Source organism: Leucobacter sp. GX24907 (assembly GCF_053567335.1).
Genome location: NZ_JBSGPD010000005.1, coordinates 64,299 through 81,478 on the forward strand (window position 1 = coordinate 64,299; position 17,180 = coordinate 81,478).

Here is a 17,180-nt window from a genome sequence, read left to right on the forward strand (position 1 = left end):
CGTGGGTTCAGATGACCCACTGCCCCGAGGTGAGCGATGCACCGGGAATCGCATCGATGAGACGCTGCGTGTACGGATGCTGTGCATCGCCGAAGACCGCTTCGGCCACCCCGTGTTCGACGAGCCGACCGCGCTGCAGCACTGAGACGGTGTCTGAGATCTGGCGCACCACCGCGAGGTCGTGCGAGATGAACACGTAGGTGAGTCCGAGATCTGTCTGCAGCCCAGCGAGCAGACGGAGAATCTGAGCCTGCACGGTCACATCGAGCGCCGACACCGCTTCGTCGAGCACGACGAGTTCGGGTTCGACGATCAGGGCTCGCGCGATCGCGACCCGCTGCCGCTGGCCGCCCGAGAGCTCGCGCGGCCTGCGGTGCGCGAAGTCGGCGGGCAGCGCCACGAGCTCAAGCGCGGCGGCGACGCGATCGGCGCGTTCCGCACGAGACCCGATTTTGAAGTTCTCGAGCGGTTCGGCGAGGGTCTGCCCGATTGAGAGCCGCGGGTCGAGCGAAGCGTAGGGGTTCTGGTAGACCATCTGCACGCTGCGGCGGAACTCCCGGAGGGACTTGCCACGCAGGCCGGCCAGGTCGATTCCGCAGGCCCGCACACTGCCCGAAGCGGGCTTCGCAAAGCCCGCGATAATGCGACCGGTGGTCGTCTTTCCCGAGCCGGATTCGCCCACGATCGCGTGGGTGGTGCCCCGTGCGACGGTGAAGGAGATGTCGTCGACCGCCACGAACTCGTTCGCGCCCCGGCCGAAGACCTGGCGCAGTCCGCTGACTTCGAGGAGGGGCTCCGCACGATCTGACGAGGCAGCCGGCTCGCGCGCAGCCGCGGGCGATGCGATGGTGATGGTCTCGCCTGTGGCGGGCTCCGCCACTTCGTCACCGCCCCGATCCACCAGCCTCCCGAACGCGGGGGCATCGGCCATGAGCTGCTGCGTGTACTCGGATGCAGGATCGGCCAGCACATGTGCCGCGGACCCTTGTTCCTGCACCTCGCCGCCGCGCATCACGACCACGCTCTCGGCTCGATCCGCCGCCACTGCGAGGTCGTGCGTGATGAACAGCACGCCGGTGCCCATCTCCTCGCGAAGCCGGTCGAGCAGGTCCAGTACCGTACGCTGCACGGTGACGTCGAGCGCGCTCGTCGGTTCGTCGGCGATGATCAGCTCGGGGTCGTTCGCGATGGCCGCGGCGATGAGTACGCGCTGCCGCATGCCTCCCGAGAACTCGTGCGGGTACTGCTTCGCGCGCTTGATCGGGTTGTCGATGCCGACTTGTTCGAGCAGTGCGTGTACGCGATCGCGCACCTCTTCACGGCTGCTGCTGCCGTGCACTCGCAGCGATTCGCTGACGCTCTTGCCGATGCTCTGCACCGGGTTCAGCGAGTTGCCGGGATCCTGAGGGATCAGTCCGATGCAGCGTCCGCGAAGATCCTGCCACCGCCGCTCCGAGAGACCCACGAGCTCGGTCTCACCGAGACGGCGTTCGGCGAGGGTGATGCTGCCTGACGAGATGCGGCCGTTCGAGGCGAGCAGGCCGATGACCGACTGGGCCACGGTCGTCTTGCCCGATCCTGATTCACCCACCACGGCGGTCACCTTGCCCGGTGCGACGTCGAAGCTGACGCCGCGCACTGCTCGAACCGGGCCGCGACTCGTCTCGTACTCCACCGCGAGGTCGCGGATGCTGAGCAGACGCTCGGTCATGATTCTCCTCCTGCGCCGATCGCCTGGCTGAGGCGGTTGGTGGCGACCACGACGGCGACCACGACAAGGCCTGGCAGCGTCGTCAGCCACCAGGCGGTAGCGATGTAGTTGCGCCCCTCGGCGATGAGCTGCCCCCATTCGGGCGTGGGTGGCGGTGCACCGTACCCGAGGAAGCCGAGCGTCGCGATCTGCAGGATCGCGGATCCCAGCTGGAGTGCTGCGAGGGCGATCACCGGGGTCAGCGAATTCGGCAGCACGTGCCGGCGCAGCACTCCGAAGAAGCTGCCTCCCGAGCCGTATGCGGCCTCGACGAATTCGCTCGCGCGAACACTCAGCACTTGCGAACGCGAGAGTCTCGCGAACACGGCAACCGATGTCGCACCTACCGCGATCGCGGCGTTCGCGGTTCCGAAACCGAGCAGGATCACGATGCTGAGCGAGAGCAGCAGCGTCGGGATCGCGAGCAGCACATCGACGACGCGCATGAGGATCTCGTCGACTGTGCCGCCGATCGCTCCAGCGGTGACGCCGATGAGCAGCCCGAAGACGAGTCCGACGAGCACAGCAAGCAGTGCGGCCCCGATCGACTCCCGTGCCCCGAAGACGACGCGCGAGAAGAGGTCGCGTCCTGTGGCATCGGTGCCGAACCAGTGGGACGCACTGGGTGCCTGCAAGGCTTCGCCGGCCGAGGACACAGGGTTGTACGAGGTGAACAGCCCGGGAGCCAGCACCCAGGCGAGCGCAATCAGCAGTACGAGCACTGAGACGAGTGCGCCGGGGCGCAGCAGCGTGCGGCGCAGCGCGTCGGCGAGGCGCGCCCCTCGGCCCCGCACGGGAGTGGTGGTGTGGATCGCGGTCATCGTGCGTCCTCCTCGGTCTCGGTGCTCGGCGGAGCGATCACGGCGCTCGCAGCGGACCCGGCCGATGCCTCCGACGGCGCGCTTGAACGAGCCCCACGCCGACCTCGTCCGCCGCGATCACGCAATCTCGGATCGAGTACGGGGTACAGCAGATCGACGATGAGGTTGATGGTGACGAATACGACCGCCGCGATGATGACGACCGCGAGCAGCACCGGGGTATCCCGATGCGAGACCGCCTGAGCGGTGAGGCTGCCGATGCCCTGACGGCCGAAGACGGCCTCCGTCACGATCGCACCGCCCACGAGCTCACCGAAGAGCAGGCCCGCCATGGTGAGCACGGGCAGCAGAGCATTCGGTGCGACGTTTCGCCACAGCAACCAGCTCGTCTTCGCGCCGCGGGCCTTCACGACCGATACGAACGGCAGACCACGAACCTCATCGATGCTGCGCAGGAACACCTGCGCGAGCGGAGCCGCGATGGGCACCATCAGGGTGAGCACCGGCAGGATCAGCGACTGCGCTTCGCTCGCGCCGACCGCCGGCACGAGTCCGAGTTGGAAGGAGAAGATCTGGATGAAGACGATGCCGACCCAGAACACCGGAAGCGAGATGAAGAACGGCGGGATGTTCCGAAAGAAGCCGCGCAGCCACCCGAACGGACCGTAACTCGCCGTGAACGCGATGATGACGGCGAGCACGATCGCCCCGACCAGTGCGACGGCGGCGAGCAGCAACGTGGACGGCAGGGCTTCCGCGATCAAGTCGGAGACCGCCGCGCCGCTCTGCACCGAGTACCCGAGATCGCCTCGGAGGAAGGCACCGATCGAATCGAAGTAGCGGACGATCATCGGCCGATCCGCCCCGTATGAGGCGCGGATCGCCTCGATCTGCTCAGGGCTGAGCCCCAGCTCCGGGTTGCCGTATCGTGCCAGCACCGCATCGCCGGGCAGCGCGGCCAGCAGAATGTAGGCGAAGGTATAGGCCAGCCAGAGCACGAGAATGGCCTGGGCGATCCTCCGCAGCAGCGCTCCCCGACTCACTGCTCAACACTCCCTTCGGGATGGAGATCGAACGCGCTTGCCGCTGCGCAGCAGGCATATGCTCTGCTTCGCAGCGGCAGCGAGCCGATCCGAGTTGGGCGGCTTCGATTCATGGAATCCCTCAGCCGTTCAGCGTGACGCCGTAGAAGACCGGGCGGCCGATCGACTCGGTGCGGAAGCCCTGCAGCTCGGACCGCAGGCCGTACACCTGCGGCTCTTCGAAGATCGGCAGCACATAGGCGTTCTCGGCGAGGTACTGCTGCGCAGCCTCGGACGCCGCCTGCCGCTCCTCAGAAGTCGGCACCGATGCGATCTGCGCGAGCAGGTCGTCGATCTTCTGGTCGGCGATCTCACCGCTCTCGTAGTCGAGGTTCGAGAGCGCGTTGCGGTTCTCGGAATGCAGCTGCGACTTCAGCACATCGAAATCAGCGCGTCCGACCATCGAGTGGTAGACCTGGATGGTGCGCTGGTCGCGCTGCGCCTCATCCTGTGCAGCCTGATCGCCGGCGAACAGCTCCACGCCGACACCGATCTCGCCGAGCTGCTCCTGGATGATCGTGACGACATCCTTCGAGCGCGGCTGCGGCAGTGCTTCGTTGAAGGTCAGTACGAGCTTCTCACCATCCTTCTCACGGATGCCGTCCGACCCGACCTTCCAGCCGGCGTCGTCGAGCAGCGACTCAGCCTTGTCCGGATCGTATTCGTAGTACTCGGAGGTGTCGAGGTAGCCGAGCGCGGTCTTGGCGAGTACGCCCGTGGCGAGCGGGTAGCTGTCGGTGAAGAGCGTGTCGACGATCGCCTCACGGTCGATGCCCGCGATGAGCGCCTGACGCACGCGGATGTCTTCGAGCAGCGGGTGGTTGAAGCGGAAGTTCAGCCCGTTGTTGACACCGTTCGTGGCCGCCGCGTAGAGCTCCAGGCCATCGGCGGCGAACTGCTCCTCGTCAGGAGCGGGAATCGTGCGGGCGATATCGGCCTGCCCCGAAGCGACAGTGCCCACGCGCACGCTCGCCTCAGACGTCACGATGAAATCGACGCCGTCGATCTTCGCCGGCCCCTGCTGCTCCAGCGACGGCGGCGCCCAGTCATAGTCCTCGCGGGTGACGAGGTTCGTCTCGGTACCGATCTCCTCATCTTCGATCACGAACGGACCGCTGCCGATGATCTCGGTCGCGTTGCCCGGGCCGAACTCGTCGCCCGTGCGGTCGAGCGTGTCGTTCGACAGCAGACCCGAGTTGATCGTCGACACGGCCTGCGCGAAACCCGGAGACGGAGCATCGAACGTGAACTTCACCGTGTGATCATCGATCACCTCGCCGCCCTGGTAATTGTTGATGGCTTCCGACACCGGGAGCGCCCGATCTGCGTCACCGAGGCCGTAGAGATCGAAGTTCTTCACCACGTTCTCGGCGTCGAGCGGAGTGCCGTCCGAGTAGGTGACTCCCTCGCGCAGCTTGAACGTGTACTCGGTGGCATCCTCGTTGACCTCCGGGAGCTCCTCCGCGATCCACGGCTCGAGCTCGAGCGTCTCCGGATCCTGATAGAGCAAACGATCAGCGATCTGGTTGATCACACCGCCGTTCGGGTAGAAGCCACCCGACGGCGGATACAGGGTCAGCCAGGCCTGGGGCTCAAGGTAGGTGACGGTACCGCCCTCGGCGGAGTCTCCGCCGCCGCTGTTGGCGGAGCAGCCGGTCATCGCGACGACAACGGCGGTCAATGCTCCGAGCCAGGCGATGTGGCGCTTCTTCATGGGTTCTCCTCGGGGTCAAGATGCAAGGCGCTGATCCGCTTTCGCGCGGGGGCGCAACCTCGCCTATTATTTATGCCTGCCATAAGAAATAGGAAATCGACGCTGTAACATATCACCCTCGGCCGTCACATGCGGTCATCTGATTTCCTCGAACGCAGCCCATCCACCTGAGAATGGAGTCCATGCTCGCCTCGCCCACTCCGACCGGCTCCGCAATCGCACTCATCGGAGCAGGGCCCCGCGGTACCTCGCTGATCGAACGGATCGGCGCGAACCTCGATGATCCTGCTGCTCCATGGCACGGTCACTCACTCGATGTGCACGTGATCGACGACGCCCCCTCGGGGGCCGGATCCATCTGGCGCACCGATCAGACGCGCGAGCTCTGCATGAACACCCTCTCCCATGCCGTGACGCTCTTCACCGAGGCCTCGAGCACCGTCGCAGGTCCCGTCCGCCCGGGTCCTACACTCTACGAATGGAGCGTGCTCGCACTGCACGCCGCCTTCCCCTCCGACGCGACCACCACCGCGATCGCCGGCATTCCGGCGGAACATCAGGAGGATTTCACCCGATTCCCTGCGCGAGCAGGCTTCGCGACCGACTACCGTGCGGAGCTCGAGCAGACAGTACCGGAATCGCACCCGAGCCGCGCCCTGTACGGGGAGTACCTCGCCTGGGCGTACGAACGAGCCGTCGCCGCGCTGCCGAGCTACGTGCGCGTCGTTCGGCATCGCACCCGAGCCCTCGACATCACTCGCCGAGGCGAGCGCGAGCACCTCCTCCTGGCCGACGGCACCAGCGTCCAAGTCGACGCGGTGATCCTCGCGACGGGTTGGATGCCCCGCGCTGCAACCGCATCCGAACGAGAACTGACGACGGCCGTGAGCGAGCGGTCCGAGCTCACCTGGGTACGCCCGGAAAGCCCCGTGAAGCAGGATCTCGAAGCCGTCGCGCCCGGATCCGACATCATCGTGCGCGGACTCGGCATGGGCTTCTTCGACACCATGGCGCTGCTCACCATCGGTCGCGGCGGTGAATTCCTCCCCGACCCGACGACCGTCTCGGGCCTGCGCTATGTTCCCTCCGGACGAGAGCCGATCCTGCACGCAACGTCTCACCGCGGTGTCCCGTTCCGCGCAAAATCGCTCTACCGTTCGCTCCCGCCGAAACCTGCGCAGCGCCTCCTGCGCGCCGTCGATTGGCAGTCGATGCCCCGGCCCATCGACTTCAACCGCGCACTCTGGCCGCGCATCGTCGCCGATGCGCACCTCGACTATCTCGAGACACTGCACCGCATGCGTCCCGACGCTCTGCCCGGAGGCGTCGACGCGGCCCGTCGCGTCGTCATCGACACGCTCGACGCGATCCTCACCGATCCATCGTTCGACGCCGATGACCTCGACACTGCCCCGTCCCGACTCGCCGCCGCCGTCGCACCACTCGTGCCTGACGCTACCGACCGTTTCGACCTCATCGGCGAGATGCACCCGGCGCAACGCACCTTCGCATCGCCCGAGGAATACGACGCCTGGGTCTTCGATCGCACGGCCACCGACCTCAGAGAGGCGGAACTCGCCCGCGACAGCCCCGTGAAGGCCGGGCTCTGGTCGATCAGTGCCGCCCGCGCGGTCGCCTCGACGATCGGAACGAACGGCGGCTTCGACTACGACTCGCGAGCCACCGGCTACCGGCTGCTCATGTCGCTCGGCGGCATGGTGGGCTCGGGCCCGCCCGCCTTCCGCAACCGCCAGCTGCTCGCACTCGCAGACGCCGGACTCGTCCACTTCATCGGCCCCGCCGCAGACCTCACTATCGAGCAAGACGGGTTCTCCGCAGTATCCGACCGCGTCGCGGGTTCCCGCATCACCTCGACCACCCTCATCGACGCATGGATGCACGCCCACGACATCACGGCGACTGATGACCCGCTCGCCCACTCGCTGCTCGCGGCCGGCCGCGCGCGGCCCTTCAACGTCGTCGCTCGTGACGGCGCCGAGCGCCCGACCGCCAGCTTCGATATCGACGCGGCCACCGGAATCCTGCTCCACTCCGACGGCACCGCCGACCCGGCGGTGCACGTGGCCGGCATCCCCGTCGATGACCTCCTGCACGGCACCATCATCAGTCCGATGCCGGGAACCGACCCGCCCATGCTGCGCGAGACCGATCGCGTGGCCCGCAGCGCCCTGACCATTGCCACCCGAGCGGTGGCAGCGAAAGCGGACGGTGCTCATCCTGATGAGCACCGTGCTGATGAACACCGTACCGAAGGGGCCCTCCATGACTGACCGACCCATCGCAATCGTCACCGGCGCTTCCGGCGGGATGGGTGGCGAAATCGTGCGCGAGCTCTCACGCACCCATCGCGTCATCGCAATCGGTCGCAATCAGGATCGTCTCGGCGCGCTCGCAAGCGAGACCGACGGCGAAACCTGGCGTCTCGATGTGACTGACGAGGCCGGTTTCGTCGAGCACCTGGCGCCCCTGGAACGTCTCGACGTGCTCGTGCACGCGGCCGCAGTCTCGACGCCGCAGCGCATCGACTCCGCGACCGCCGAGGCGTGGCAGGCCCAGTTCGCCACGAATGTGATCGCGCCGGTGCTCCTGACACGCCACGCGCTGCCGAAACTGCGCGAGGCCCAGGGCACCGTCATCTTCATCGGTTCGGGCGCATCGACTCGCCCGGTTCCCGGCAATGCCGTCTACACCGCATCCAAACACGCACTGCGGGGTGCCGCTGATGTGCTTCGCATCGACGAAGCACCGCATCGTCTGCGTGTCGCCACGATCGCGCCAGGCCAGACCGACACGGCGATGCTGCGCAGCATGATCTCCGACTCCGAATACGAGCCGGAGCGCTACATCCGCCCCGCATCCGTCGCCGGAGCAGTGCGATTCGTCGTGGATGCGCCGACTGACGTGCACATCACCGATATCGCCGTTCGCCCACGTCAGGAGATCTCGCGCCTCTAACGGCTCGGGCGATCTCCGATCAGAGGATCGCGTCGACCGCGGCGCGCGACACCGAGTACCGCTTCACAACGGCCCCCGCCGCGACATGATCGGGATGCACCGCGTACGCTGCGAGCGCCTCGGCATCGTCATGCTCGCTGAGCAGGGTGACGTCCCAGTTCGCGTCGTGATTCAGCGCATTCCGGAAGACTTCGAGCGTGCGCAACCCCGGAATCGTCTCGAGAAGCGGCGTCAGCGCCGCTTCGATCTCGACGAACTGGGCATCGCGCTCGGCGACACTCTCGCCGCTCAGCTTCCAAGTGACGATGTGTCGGACGGTCATGACGCTCTCCTCGTAAGTCGGAACGGGTTCTTCGATCTCGGGGCCTGCTTCGCCACCCGTTTCGCCGACGCTCGCTCGATCGCGGCGGTCAGACGTTCGGGATCGACCCGCCAGATCGCATGCCGACGCCCCTCGATCCGCACAACCGGAACATCTTCCGAGTGTCGCTTCGCGAGCTCGGTGTCGTCGAGGATGTCAAGCTCTTCGAGCTCAGTCGCGATGCCGCGGGATGCGAGGTCTGCACGCACCGTCTCGATCACGGCGCGCGCGTCAGCGCACAAATGGCAGCCGGTTTTGCCGATGAGAGTCACAGATACTGCGGTCACAGTGACCAGTCTACGTCTCCGACGGTGTTTTCAGGCACGTGAAAGGCGCCGTCCACGATATGGGGACGACGCCGGGCGAAGTGGCGCGAGGCCTACTTCTTGTTGCGACGCTGGTGACGCGTCTTACGAAGCAGTTTGCGGTGCTTCTTCTTCGACATGCGCTTGCGTCGCTTCTTGATGACTGAACCCACGGTTACCTCACAACGTTTTCAGGGGCGCACGTCGCGTGGCCCACAAGACGAACAGTCTAGACGTTCAGGGGTTTCGATGCGAAACCGAACCCCGGCACCGAATCAGGCGCGCAGCTTGAAGCGGGCGACGAGTTCCTTGACACGGTGTTCTGCGCGAGCCGCTGCGCGTCCGAGCTTCACCGCCGTCTCCGTCGCCTCTTCCGAGAGCACCTCGTCCTCGAGTCCGTCTTCGATTCCCTCTGGGCCGGGGAGGCGGCTCCCGTCCTCCGACAGGTACTCGACGGTGACCTCGGTGTCGAAACCCGCCGAGAGGAAGGGGATCACGAAGTCCTCCACCATTTCCAGCGGCTCGGGGTCGAGTGAATAGTAACGGTGCTGGCCCTCCTCGCGCACGCTCACGAGTTCGGCGTCGCGCAGCACCTTCAGGTGCTTCGACACCGTCGGCTGACTCGTCTCCAGCTGCGCCACGATCTCGGACACGCTCATCTCAGTATTCTGCAGATGGCGCTCCAGCAGCACCCGCAGGATGTCTCTCCTCGTCGCGTCGGCGATCACCCCGAAAATGTCTGGCATAGCCTCCAGAGTAGTCGCCCGCCTGTGTAGCATGACAATCGCGTCCGGGATCCGCCCCGGAAACAGCGTTGACGCACGGTGCACGGGCACCGGAAAGAAGGCGAAGTGAGGGCACGCCCCAGCAGAGCACCTGGTGCTTCCGCTCGCCCGGCACCATCGCAGCCCGGCGGGCATTCGTGGTGGCGCGCATTTCTGCATTCCTCGCCGCCGCGCCTCGCGATTCTCGTCTTCAGTTCGCTCATCATCGTCTGGACTGCGCTGCTGTCGTTGCCGATCGCCTCATCGAAAGGAGAATCGACTCCGCTCGTCGATGCCTTCTTCACTGCGGTCTCAGCAATCTGCGTCACCGGGCTCTCAACCGTCGACATGGGTGACCACTGGTCGATTTTCGGCGATCTCGTGATTCTTGTCGGGTTCCAGATCGGCGGCATCGGCGTCCTCACCCTGGCAAGCATCCTCGGCCTCACCGTCATGCGCCGACTCGGGCTGCGTCAACGCCTCCTCGCGGCCGGCGACTCGAATCCTGCTGCGGCTCGCAGGCTCAGCGAGGGCGAGACCGTCGGTCTCGGGAACATCAGCGGCCTGCTCGGTGCGGTCGCGATCAGCCTGCTCGTCATCGAGGGCACGCTCACCCTGCTCATCGCACCACGGCTCATGATCGACGGGGCACCGTTCCATGTCGCCCTGTTGAATGCGTTCTATCTCTCTGCCTCCGCGTTCACCAACACCGGCTTCGTGCCCATGCACGAAGGGCTCGCGCCGTACGCGACCGATACGTATCTGCTCAGCATGCTCGCGATCGGCGTCTTTCTCGGCGCGATCGGCTTCCCGGTACTGCTCGCACTGTTCCGCGTCGTGGCGCGCAAGGGGCTGCGTTCGAACCGTCGTCTCGGCCTGCACTCCCGACTCACCCTCGCGACGACACTTCTGCTCGTCATCCTGGGTTGGCTCGCCATCGCTGGACTCGAGGCGAACAACACCTCCACACTCGGGCACCATCCGGCATGGGAGACGATTCTGAGCGCGGGCTACACCTCCGTCATGACGAGATCCGGCGGGCTCGCGATCATCGACCCCTCCACGATGAACAGCTCAACACTGCTCGTCATGGACATGCTCATGTTCGTCGGGGGCGGATCAGCCTCCACCGCTGGCGGAATCAAGGTCACAACACTCGCGGTGCTGTTCCTCGCCGCCTACGCGGAAGCTCGGGGGTATCGCGACATCCAGGCCTTCGGCCGCCGGATACCCGACAGTGTGCTGCGCATCGCGGTCTCGGTGCTCATCTGGGGCACCACCATCGTCATCGCGGCAAGCGTTGCGCTCCTCCATCTCACGGGAGAATCCCTCGATCACGTACTCTTCGAGGTGATCTCCGCCTTCGGCACCTGCGGGCTCTCCACGGGGCTCTCGCCGAACCTCCCAGACGCCGGCAAGTACATCCTCGCCGCGGTCATGTGGTCAGGTCGGGTCGGTACCATCACACTCGCCGCGGCCGTCGCCTCGACGAACACCACCCGCTTCTACCGTCTCCCCGAAGAAAGGCCGATCGTTGGTTGACATCCGCAGTGACGAACCCGTACTCATCGTCGGACTCGGGCGCTTCGGCGCCTCGACCGCCGGGCAACTCGATCGCCAAGACCGCGAGGTGCTCGTCGTCGATACCGATCAGCAACTCGTGCAGAAGTGGGCTGACCGGGTCACTCATGCGGTGCAGGCCGATGCGCGCTCGATCGAGGCGCTGGAGCAGATCGGCGCGGCCGACTTCCAGATCGCGGTAGTCGCCGTCGGCTCGTCGATCGAGTCGAGCGTGCTCGTGGCGGCGAACCTCGTCGACCTCGGTGTCCCCCAGATCTGGGCCAAGGCCATCTCGCAATCGCACGGCAAGATTCTCGAGCGCATCGGCGTGAACCACGTCATCTACCCCGAGCGAGAGGCCGGCGAACGCGTCGCCCACCTGCTCTCCGGCAGCATGCTCGATTTCATCCAGTTCGATGACAACTACGTCATCGCGAAGATGTACCCGCCCAGGTCGATCCGGGGCAACGCGCTCAAAGACAGCGGCGTGCGCACGCGCTATCGAGTCACCGTCGTCGGAGTGAAGACGCCGGGCCAGCCGTTCACGCATGCCACCGAGCAGACCGTGATCTCACCGCACGACCTCATCATCGTGTCGGGAACGGCGGCCGATGTGGAGCGTTTCGCGTCGATCGCCTGATCCGAGCCTCACGGAGCGTTCTCCACCCGTTCGGAGCTCTCGCGTCTAGGCTTCGCCGGTAAGATGGTTTCCACTCGAGCCGAGCCGGCTCAACGACATCTCCGGAGGCAACGTCCCATGAGCGCAAGCCGCGCCGAGCGCACCGTCGCAGCGGAAGACATCGAGCTGATCGAGGCCGCGCTGCTCGCGAACTCGAATGTCGAGCGGATCATCCGCATGAAGGTGATTCGCACCTCTCCTGACGAGCTCGTCGTGGCCGCGAAGATCGGCGTCGATCCTGGCCTCAGCATGCACCAGCTCTCGGCAGTGCTGCATCTCGCGAACCGCAGAGTCGGAAAGGCCGTGCCGCAAGCCCAGCACATCTACATCGAGCCAGACGTCTATCTCGACCCCGATATCAGTGCGCCGTCGACCAGTTCGATCGTGATGCTCTCGAGCGACTGACCTCCCCGGCCGAGCTGATCGAATGCTCGCAGCGCTCGGACCCAGGGCTCCGTCTCATCGGCGCTGCTCGAAGAAATCCCGCAGCAGCGCGGCGCACTCGTCGGCGCGCACGCCCGACACCACTTCGGGCACGGCGTGCGGCAATCTGCCATCGCGCAGCAGGTCGTAGACGCTTCCGACCGTGCCGGCCTTCTCATCCCAGGCGCCGAATACGACACGACCGACTCGGGCCGCAAGAATCGTGCCTGCGCACATCGCACACGGCTCGAGCGTGACCACGAGCGTGCAATCGGCGAGCACACGGTCTCCGCGGCTCGCGGTCGCCTCGCGAATGGCGAGCACCTCGGCATGCGCCGTCGGATCCTGCCTCTGCTCTCGCGCGTTTCGCCCGCGCCCGAGCACTGCACCCGCGGCGTCGAGTACGACCGCCCCGACCGGAATCTCGCCCTGTGCCGCGGCACAGCGGGCCTGACCGAGTGCAAGCCCCATGGCCGTTCGCTCTTCGGCCGACGGCGGGATCGTCGTCACACCCATGCGACCCCTTCCGCGGAACCGTGCGCTGCAACCGACACGCACCCGTACAATTGAGATCATGCGAGTCTTCGTTGCCGATCACCCTCTGATCACCCACAAGCTTACGGTTCTGCGCGACGAGAAGACCTCGCAGCCGACCTTCCGCCTGCTCATCGAAGAGCTCATGACGTTGCTCGCCTACGAGGCGACCCGCGAGGTGCGCGTCGAGCAGGTCGATATCCGTACTCCTGTCGCGCCGACCACCGGTGTCCGGCTCAGCCATCCGCTGCCGTTGATCGTTCCGATCCTGCGCGCGGGGCTCGGCATGCTCGAGGGCATGGTGAAGTTGGTTCCGACTGCCGAGGTCGGGTTTCTCGGCATGGTGCGCGATGAAACGACGCTTGAGCCGACCACCTACGCGGAGCGTCTGCCCGATTCGCTCGCAGGCAGACAGTGCTTCGTTCTCGATCCGATGCTCGCCACGGGCGGCTCCCTCGCCGCCGCAATCGACTTCCTGTTTGCACGCGGCGCCGACGACATCACTGCGATCTGCGTGCTCGGAACGCCGGAAGGCGTCGAGGCGATCCGCACGGCCGCGGGAGACCGCAATGTAACGCTCGTACTCGGCTCTCTCGACGAGGGGTTAGACGAGAACGCGTACATCGTGCCGGGTCTTGGCGACGCGGGCGACCGTCTGTACGGGACTGCTGAATAACGGTTCACTTGACACATTCGGCAAAGTTCTATTAACTATTGCCATGCATGACACTCTGACGACCCAGTCCGCCTTCGAGGTGAACATTGGGCGTACCGGCATGATGATGGCCGGGTCTGTCATGCACTGTCGAATGTGCGCGTAACGAGCTCACACCGCTGATCACAGCGGCAGCGCGCCGATCTTCTGCATCGAGCGCCTCTCTCGAACACCGCGAACTGGCCTCATCTGACCGGGCCCGTCGCAACGAACCCGCATCAAAGGACTTCATCATCATGACCACCACCATTGCCACCGCCCCGCAGAACGACACCCTCCAGGCCCTCCGTGCCGCTCGCCCCGACCTCGCCGGCGATCTGCCCGAACAGGCGCCGTCGCAGCCCGCTGCCGGACGCCGAGTGCCCGAGGGCACCGAGGTTCGTGGCTTCGCGCTCTACATCGGCCTCAGCGAGGAGAAGATCGCCGAGGGCGATCCGCAGCTCGGCGCGATCGTCGCTCAGCTCAAGAGTCTCGTCTCGCAACTGGCGCCCGCCGCCGACACCTACGCGGCAGTGGCCCTCGCCCCCGAAGGAGCGGGGGGACGCGACGTCGACGTCGTGCGCCTGGCGCTCGGTGACCCCGCAGCTCAGGCCCGCCAGTCGCAGCAGAACCACACTGAGGAAGATGAGCAGGATCGCGCCGCCGGAGGCGTCACGATCGATCTTTCGCGCAAGCGCGTGCTGCTCGACAATGTTCCTGCCGTGCTCACGTTCCGCGAATTCGAGCTGCTGCAGTTCCTAGTCTTGCGCGAAGGCCGGACCGTGAGCCGCGAGGAGCTCATCTCATCACTGTGGGCAGACGCTCCTGCCAGCGAGACTCCGAGCGAACGCACCATCGATGTTCACGTACGACGTCTGCGGGTGAAGCTCGCCCAGTACCAGGACATCGTGCGCACCGTACGCGGAGTCGGGTACCGTTTCGACCGTCACGCCGACGTCGCGATTCTCCACTCCTCGTCACCGAGCCCTGACATCTTCTGAGACCGGTGCCCCCGGGAAGATCCGCTGGTTCTGCCTCTCGGATCTACCCGGCGGCGCCTCAACGCGGTAGTGTCTGAGGAAGCCCTGACTGCAAGGAGGCGCATCATGTCCGCACAGATCCCCGACCCTTCCGGCGAAGGCCGCGGCGAGGACACTACCGCGCAAGGCCGGCCCATGCCACCTCAGCCGCCCATGACAACTCACAACTATGAGCAAGCCGCCGCAGATGGCGCGTACCAGCACGGGCTCGGCGACACGCAGCAACCTGCCGGATCCCATACCGCTCCGCAGGGTGGAGAGCAGGCCGCTCCCGTAGACGCAACGCCCGCGGGAGCGCCGCATGATCCGCCGCCCGCTGGTGGCTACGCGCCCCCTGCCGGCGGGTACGCGTCGCCTCCCGGCGCCACGGCAGCGACCGGCGATCACAGCAGTACGGTCACGCTGAACTACTGGCTGTCGGTATTCTTCGTGTGGATTCCGGCGCTGATCTTCTACCTCATGGAGAAGGACAAGGGCGACCAGCTGGCGAACGCGTACCACCGCGACAACCTGAACTTCTCGCTCGTACGCACCGGCGTGTATGTGCTCACGTGGATCGTGATGCCGATCGACCTGATCGGTTTCTTCCTCGGCAGCCTGCTCGGCCTCGCATCGCTCGTGCTGTTCATCTTCCACATCATCGCCGCAGTCAAGGCGATGGAAGGTTACCGTCGAGGCGCGCAGCCGGAGTTCATCTTCAACATCCCAATGGTCAAGTAGCGTCCCGTTCTGCCTGCTTCCGGGCCCGGCGCAAGCGCCACCACTCCCAGAAGCGGGCGAACGCGCGGCGCAGCCATGCGGTGAGCCGCCTCGCCCAGTGATACTCGGAGCCGAGCACGGTCATACCGATGAAGACGATGAGCCATCCGGGGCCGGGCAGCGGCACGAGGACCAACCCGAGGATGATAATCGCACCGCCGATGACGGTGACGAGTACTTTGTAGACGACGTTCAGCCACGGATAGCGGCGGATGAGTCCGCGCCAGCGCTCCATCAATCGGCCGACCGGGCGGCCGATCCTGTGCGCCCGCTCGAGGTCGTCGGGCGTCGGCTCAGACATGCCTCCAGGCTAGAACGCAAAGCTGGGGCATCGCCTCAAAAGCTGTGGGCCTGAGCGCTCCTCGCTCGTGTTCTCTACACTTGAGCCGTGACCGAACGCTGGAGAACCATCGCCGCAGCAGCGGGCTTGCGTGCCCCCGACGGCGCCGTACGACCGACGATCTTCGCCGAGATGTCCGCGCTCGCTGCGGCGCACGGTGCTGCCAATTTGGGGCAGGGGTTCCCTGATTCCGATGGACCCGAGTGGATTCGACGGGCCGCGGCCGAGGCCATCATGACTGGGGCCAATCAGTATCCGCCCGGCCGTGGCATCCCCGAGCTCCGGAACGCCGTCGCCGAGCATCGCTCGCGCCACTACGGGCTTGACACCGACCCTGACACCGAGGTGCTCATCACTGCGGGCGCGACCGAGGCGCTCACCGCCGCCATCCTCGCCTTCGCCGGCCCGGGAGACGAGGTCGTCACCCTCGAGCCTTTCTACGACTCTCATGCGGCGGCGATCGCGATGGCCGGCGCTACGCACGTGACCGTGCCGTTGCATCCTGGCGAGTACGGGTTCCGGCTCGATCCTGCCGACCTTGACCGCGCTGTCGGAGAGCGCACGCGCATGATCCTCGTCAACACTCCGCACAACCCGACGGGCACTGTCTTGAAGCGTGACGAACTCGAGGCCATCGGGCGCGCCGCCGAGCGGGCCGATGCGATTGTAGTCACCGACGAGGTTTACGAGCACCTCGTCTTCGACGGGCAACAGCACATTCCGATCGAGTCTCTGCCCGGGATGCGCGACCGTACGCTCACCGTCTCGTCATCGGGCAAGACGTTCTCGCTGACTGGTTGGAAGATCGGCTGGGTGACCGGGCCTGCCGAACTCATCGAAGCAGTCGTCGCCGTCAAGCAGTTTCTGACCTACGTGAACGGCGCACCGTTCCAGCCGGCAATCGCGAGAGCCCTCACCGAGGGCGACACCGATATTGCGGAGCTGCGGGAGTCGCTCGCAACCCGACGCGACCTACTCGTCGACGGGCTTCGCGCAGCCGGGTTCAGTCTCATCGTGCCCGACGGTACCTACTTCGTCTGCGCTGATGCATCGCCCTTCATCGCGGGGGTTGCCAGTGGTGGCAGTGCCGGTGATGCGGACCTCGGTTTGGATGCGACCGACGGCGCCTCGTTCGCCCGAGCACTTCCCGAGCGGCTCGGAGTCGCCTGCGTTCCCATCTCAGCATTCTGCGCAGAAGGATCGGCGACCGCCGATGCGCTCCGCAACTGGGTGCGGTTCACTTTTGTGAAGGACACGGAGACCTTGCACCGTGCAATCGCCGCACTCCAGGGCCTACGTGACTGAAACTTGCCATGGGGACTCGGCGAACCGCGGAAACACGCGGAAGACGAGCCTCGCCAATCCCGGGTGATTTCGA

At 65.9% G+C, this 17,180-nt stretch carries 19 protein-coding genes; 9 read left to right on the forward strand and 10 right to left on the reverse strand.

Annotated elements, in window-relative coordinates:
• Positions 1-7: 7 nt before the first annotated feature.
• From ACUYV6_RS08810 to ACUYV6_RS08825, 4 genes are all read right to left on the reverse strand, one after another.
• Positions 8-1,711 (reverse strand): dipeptide ABC transporter ATP-binding protein, encoded by a 1,704-nt coding sequence (locus ACUYV6_RS08810; RefSeq protein ID WP_449278291.1) that lies wholly within the window; start codon positions 1,709-1,711, stop codon positions 8-10.
• Complete coding sequence (locus ACUYV6_RS08815) at positions 1,708-2,571, reverse strand: ABC transporter permease (protein ID WP_449278292.1); 864 nt, start codon at positions 2,569-2,571, stop codon at positions 1,708-1,710. Before ACUYV6_RS08815 ends, ACUYV6_RS08810 begins: the two co-directional genes overlap by 4 nt.
• Positions 2,568-3,614, reverse strand: coding sequence for an ABC transporter permease (locus ACUYV6_RS08820; RefSeq protein ID WP_449278293.1), 1,047 nt, complete (start codon positions 3,612-3,614; stop codon positions 2,568-2,570). Before ACUYV6_RS08820 ends, ACUYV6_RS08815 begins: the two co-directional genes overlap by 4 nt.
• A gap of 121 nt (positions 3,615-3,735) precedes the next feature.
• Positions 3,736-5,367, reverse strand: coding sequence for a TIGR04028 family ABC transporter substrate-binding protein (locus tag ACUYV6_RS08825; RefSeq protein ID WP_449278294.1), 1,632 nt, complete (start codon positions 5,365-5,367; stop codon positions 3,736-3,738).
• Positions 5,368-5,549: 182 nt separating this feature from the next.
• Between ACUYV6_RS08825 and ACUYV6_RS08830 the strand changes: the two genes are divergently transcribed.
• Positions 5,550-7,658 (forward strand): FAD/NAD(P)-binding protein, encoded by a 2,109-nt coding sequence (locus tag ACUYV6_RS08830; protein WP_449278295.1) that lies wholly within the window; start codon positions 5,550-5,552, stop codon positions 7,656-7,658.
• Positions 7,651-8,343 (forward strand): SDR family oxidoreductase, encoded by a 693-nt coding sequence (locus ACUYV6_RS08835; protein WP_449278296.1) that lies wholly within the window; start codon positions 7,651-7,653, stop codon positions 8,341-8,343. Before ACUYV6_RS08830 ends, ACUYV6_RS08835 begins: the two co-directional genes overlap by 8 nt.
• A 19-nt stretch (positions 8,344-8,362) precedes the next feature.
• Here ACUYV6_RS08835 and ACUYV6_RS08840 read toward each other — a convergent pair whose 3' ends face one another.
• The 4 genes from ACUYV6_RS08840 to ACUYV6_RS08855 form a co-directional block, all read right to left on the reverse strand.
• Positions 8,363-8,665 carry a Dabb family protein gene (locus ACUYV6_RS08840; protein WP_449278297.1) on the reverse strand — a complete coding sequence of 101 codons (303 nt, stop codon included), beginning with the start codon at positions 8,663-8,665 and terminating at the stop codon, positions 8,363-8,365.
• Positions 8,662-8,991 (reverse strand): glutaredoxin family protein, encoded by a 330-nt coding sequence (locus tag ACUYV6_RS08845; protein ID WP_449278298.1) that lies wholly within the window; start codon positions 8,989-8,991, stop codon positions 8,662-8,664. Before ACUYV6_RS08845 ends, ACUYV6_RS08840 begins: the two co-directional genes overlap by 4 nt.
• Before the next feature lie 92 nt (positions 8,992-9,083).
• Positions 9,084-9,182, reverse strand: coding sequence for a 30S ribosomal protein bS22 (locus ACUYV6_RS08850; protein ID WP_005504750.1), 99 nt, complete (start codon positions 9,180-9,182; stop codon positions 9,084-9,086).
• Positions 9,183-9,284: 102 nt separating this feature from the next.
• Complete coding sequence (locus ACUYV6_RS08855; RefSeq protein ID WP_449278299.1) at positions 9,285-9,755, reverse strand: ArsR/SmtB family transcription factor; 471 nt, start codon at positions 9,753-9,755, stop codon at positions 9,285-9,287.
• A gap of 192 nt (positions 9,756-9,947) precedes the next feature.
• Between ACUYV6_RS08855 and ACUYV6_RS08860 the strand changes: the two genes are divergently transcribed.
• From ACUYV6_RS08860 to ACUYV6_RS08870, 3 genes are all read left to right on the forward strand, one after another.
• Positions 9,948-11,315, forward strand: coding sequence for a TrkH family potassium uptake protein (locus ACUYV6_RS08860; RefSeq protein WP_449278525.1), 1,368 nt, complete (start codon positions 9,948-9,950; stop codon positions 11,313-11,315).
• On the forward strand, positions 11,308-11,973 hold the full coding sequence (locus ACUYV6_RS08865; protein ID WP_449278300.1) for a potassium channel family protein: 666 nt from the start codon (positions 11,308-11,310) through the stop codon (positions 11,971-11,973). The genes ACUYV6_RS08860 and ACUYV6_RS08865 overlap by 8 nt, the downstream gene beginning before the upstream one ends.
• A 117-nt stretch (positions 11,974-12,090) precedes the next feature.
• Positions 12,091-12,417: a cation transporter dimerization domain-containing protein gene (locus ACUYV6_RS08870; RefSeq protein ID WP_449278301.1), complete on the forward strand. Its 327-nt coding sequence runs from the start codon at positions 12,091-12,093 to the stop codon at positions 12,415-12,417.
• 54 nt (positions 12,418-12,471) lie between these two features.
• Here ACUYV6_RS08870 and ACUYV6_RS08875 read toward each other — a convergent pair whose 3' ends face one another.
• Positions 12,472-12,906 carry a nucleoside deaminase gene (locus tag ACUYV6_RS08875; RefSeq protein WP_449278526.1) on the reverse strand — a complete coding sequence of 145 codons (435 nt, stop codon included), beginning with the start codon at positions 12,904-12,906 and terminating at the stop codon, positions 12,472-12,474.
• 103 nt (positions 12,907-13,009) lie between these two features.
• On the opposite strand from ACUYV6_RS08875, the gene upp reads away from it, so the two are divergent.
• From upp to ACUYV6_RS08890, 3 genes are all read left to right on the forward strand, one after another.
• The gene (gene upp / locus ACUYV6_RS08880; RefSeq protein ID WP_449278302.1) at positions 13,010-13,645 is read left to right on the forward strand and encodes a uracil phosphoribosyltransferase; all 636 of its coding nucleotides are present in this window, start codon (positions 13,010-13,012) and stop codon (positions 13,643-13,645) included.
• A gap of 275 nt (positions 13,646-13,920) precedes the next feature.
• Positions 13,921-14,664 carry a winged helix-turn-helix domain-containing protein gene (locus tag ACUYV6_RS08885; protein WP_449278303.1) on the forward strand — a complete coding sequence of 248 codons (744 nt, stop codon included), beginning with the start codon at positions 13,921-13,923 and terminating at the stop codon, positions 14,662-14,664.
• 105 nt (positions 14,665-14,769) lie between these two features.
• Positions 14,770-15,423 carry a DUF4870 domain-containing protein gene (locus ACUYV6_RS08890; protein WP_449278304.1) on the forward strand — a complete coding sequence of 218 codons (654 nt, stop codon included), beginning with the start codon at positions 14,770-14,772 and terminating at the stop codon, positions 15,421-15,423.
• On the opposite strand, the gene ACUYV6_RS08895 is transcribed toward ACUYV6_RS08890, so the two are convergent.
• A complete protein-coding gene (locus tag ACUYV6_RS08895) occupies positions 15,416-15,763 on the reverse strand; it encodes a TIGR02611 family protein (RefSeq protein ID WP_449278305.1) in 348 nt (115 codons plus the stop codon). The genes ACUYV6_RS08890 and ACUYV6_RS08895 overlap by 8 nt on opposite strands.
• Positions 15,764-15,850: 87 nt before the next feature.
• Between ACUYV6_RS08895 and ACUYV6_RS08900 the strand changes: the two genes are divergently transcribed.
• The gene (locus ACUYV6_RS08900; protein ID WP_449278306.1) at positions 15,851-17,107 is read left to right on the forward strand and encodes an aminotransferase class I/II-fold pyridoxal phosphate-dependent enzyme; all 1,257 of its coding nucleotides are present in this window, start codon (positions 15,851-15,853) and stop codon (positions 17,105-17,107) included.
• The last annotated feature ends 73 nt before the right edge of the window (positions 17,108-17,180 follow it).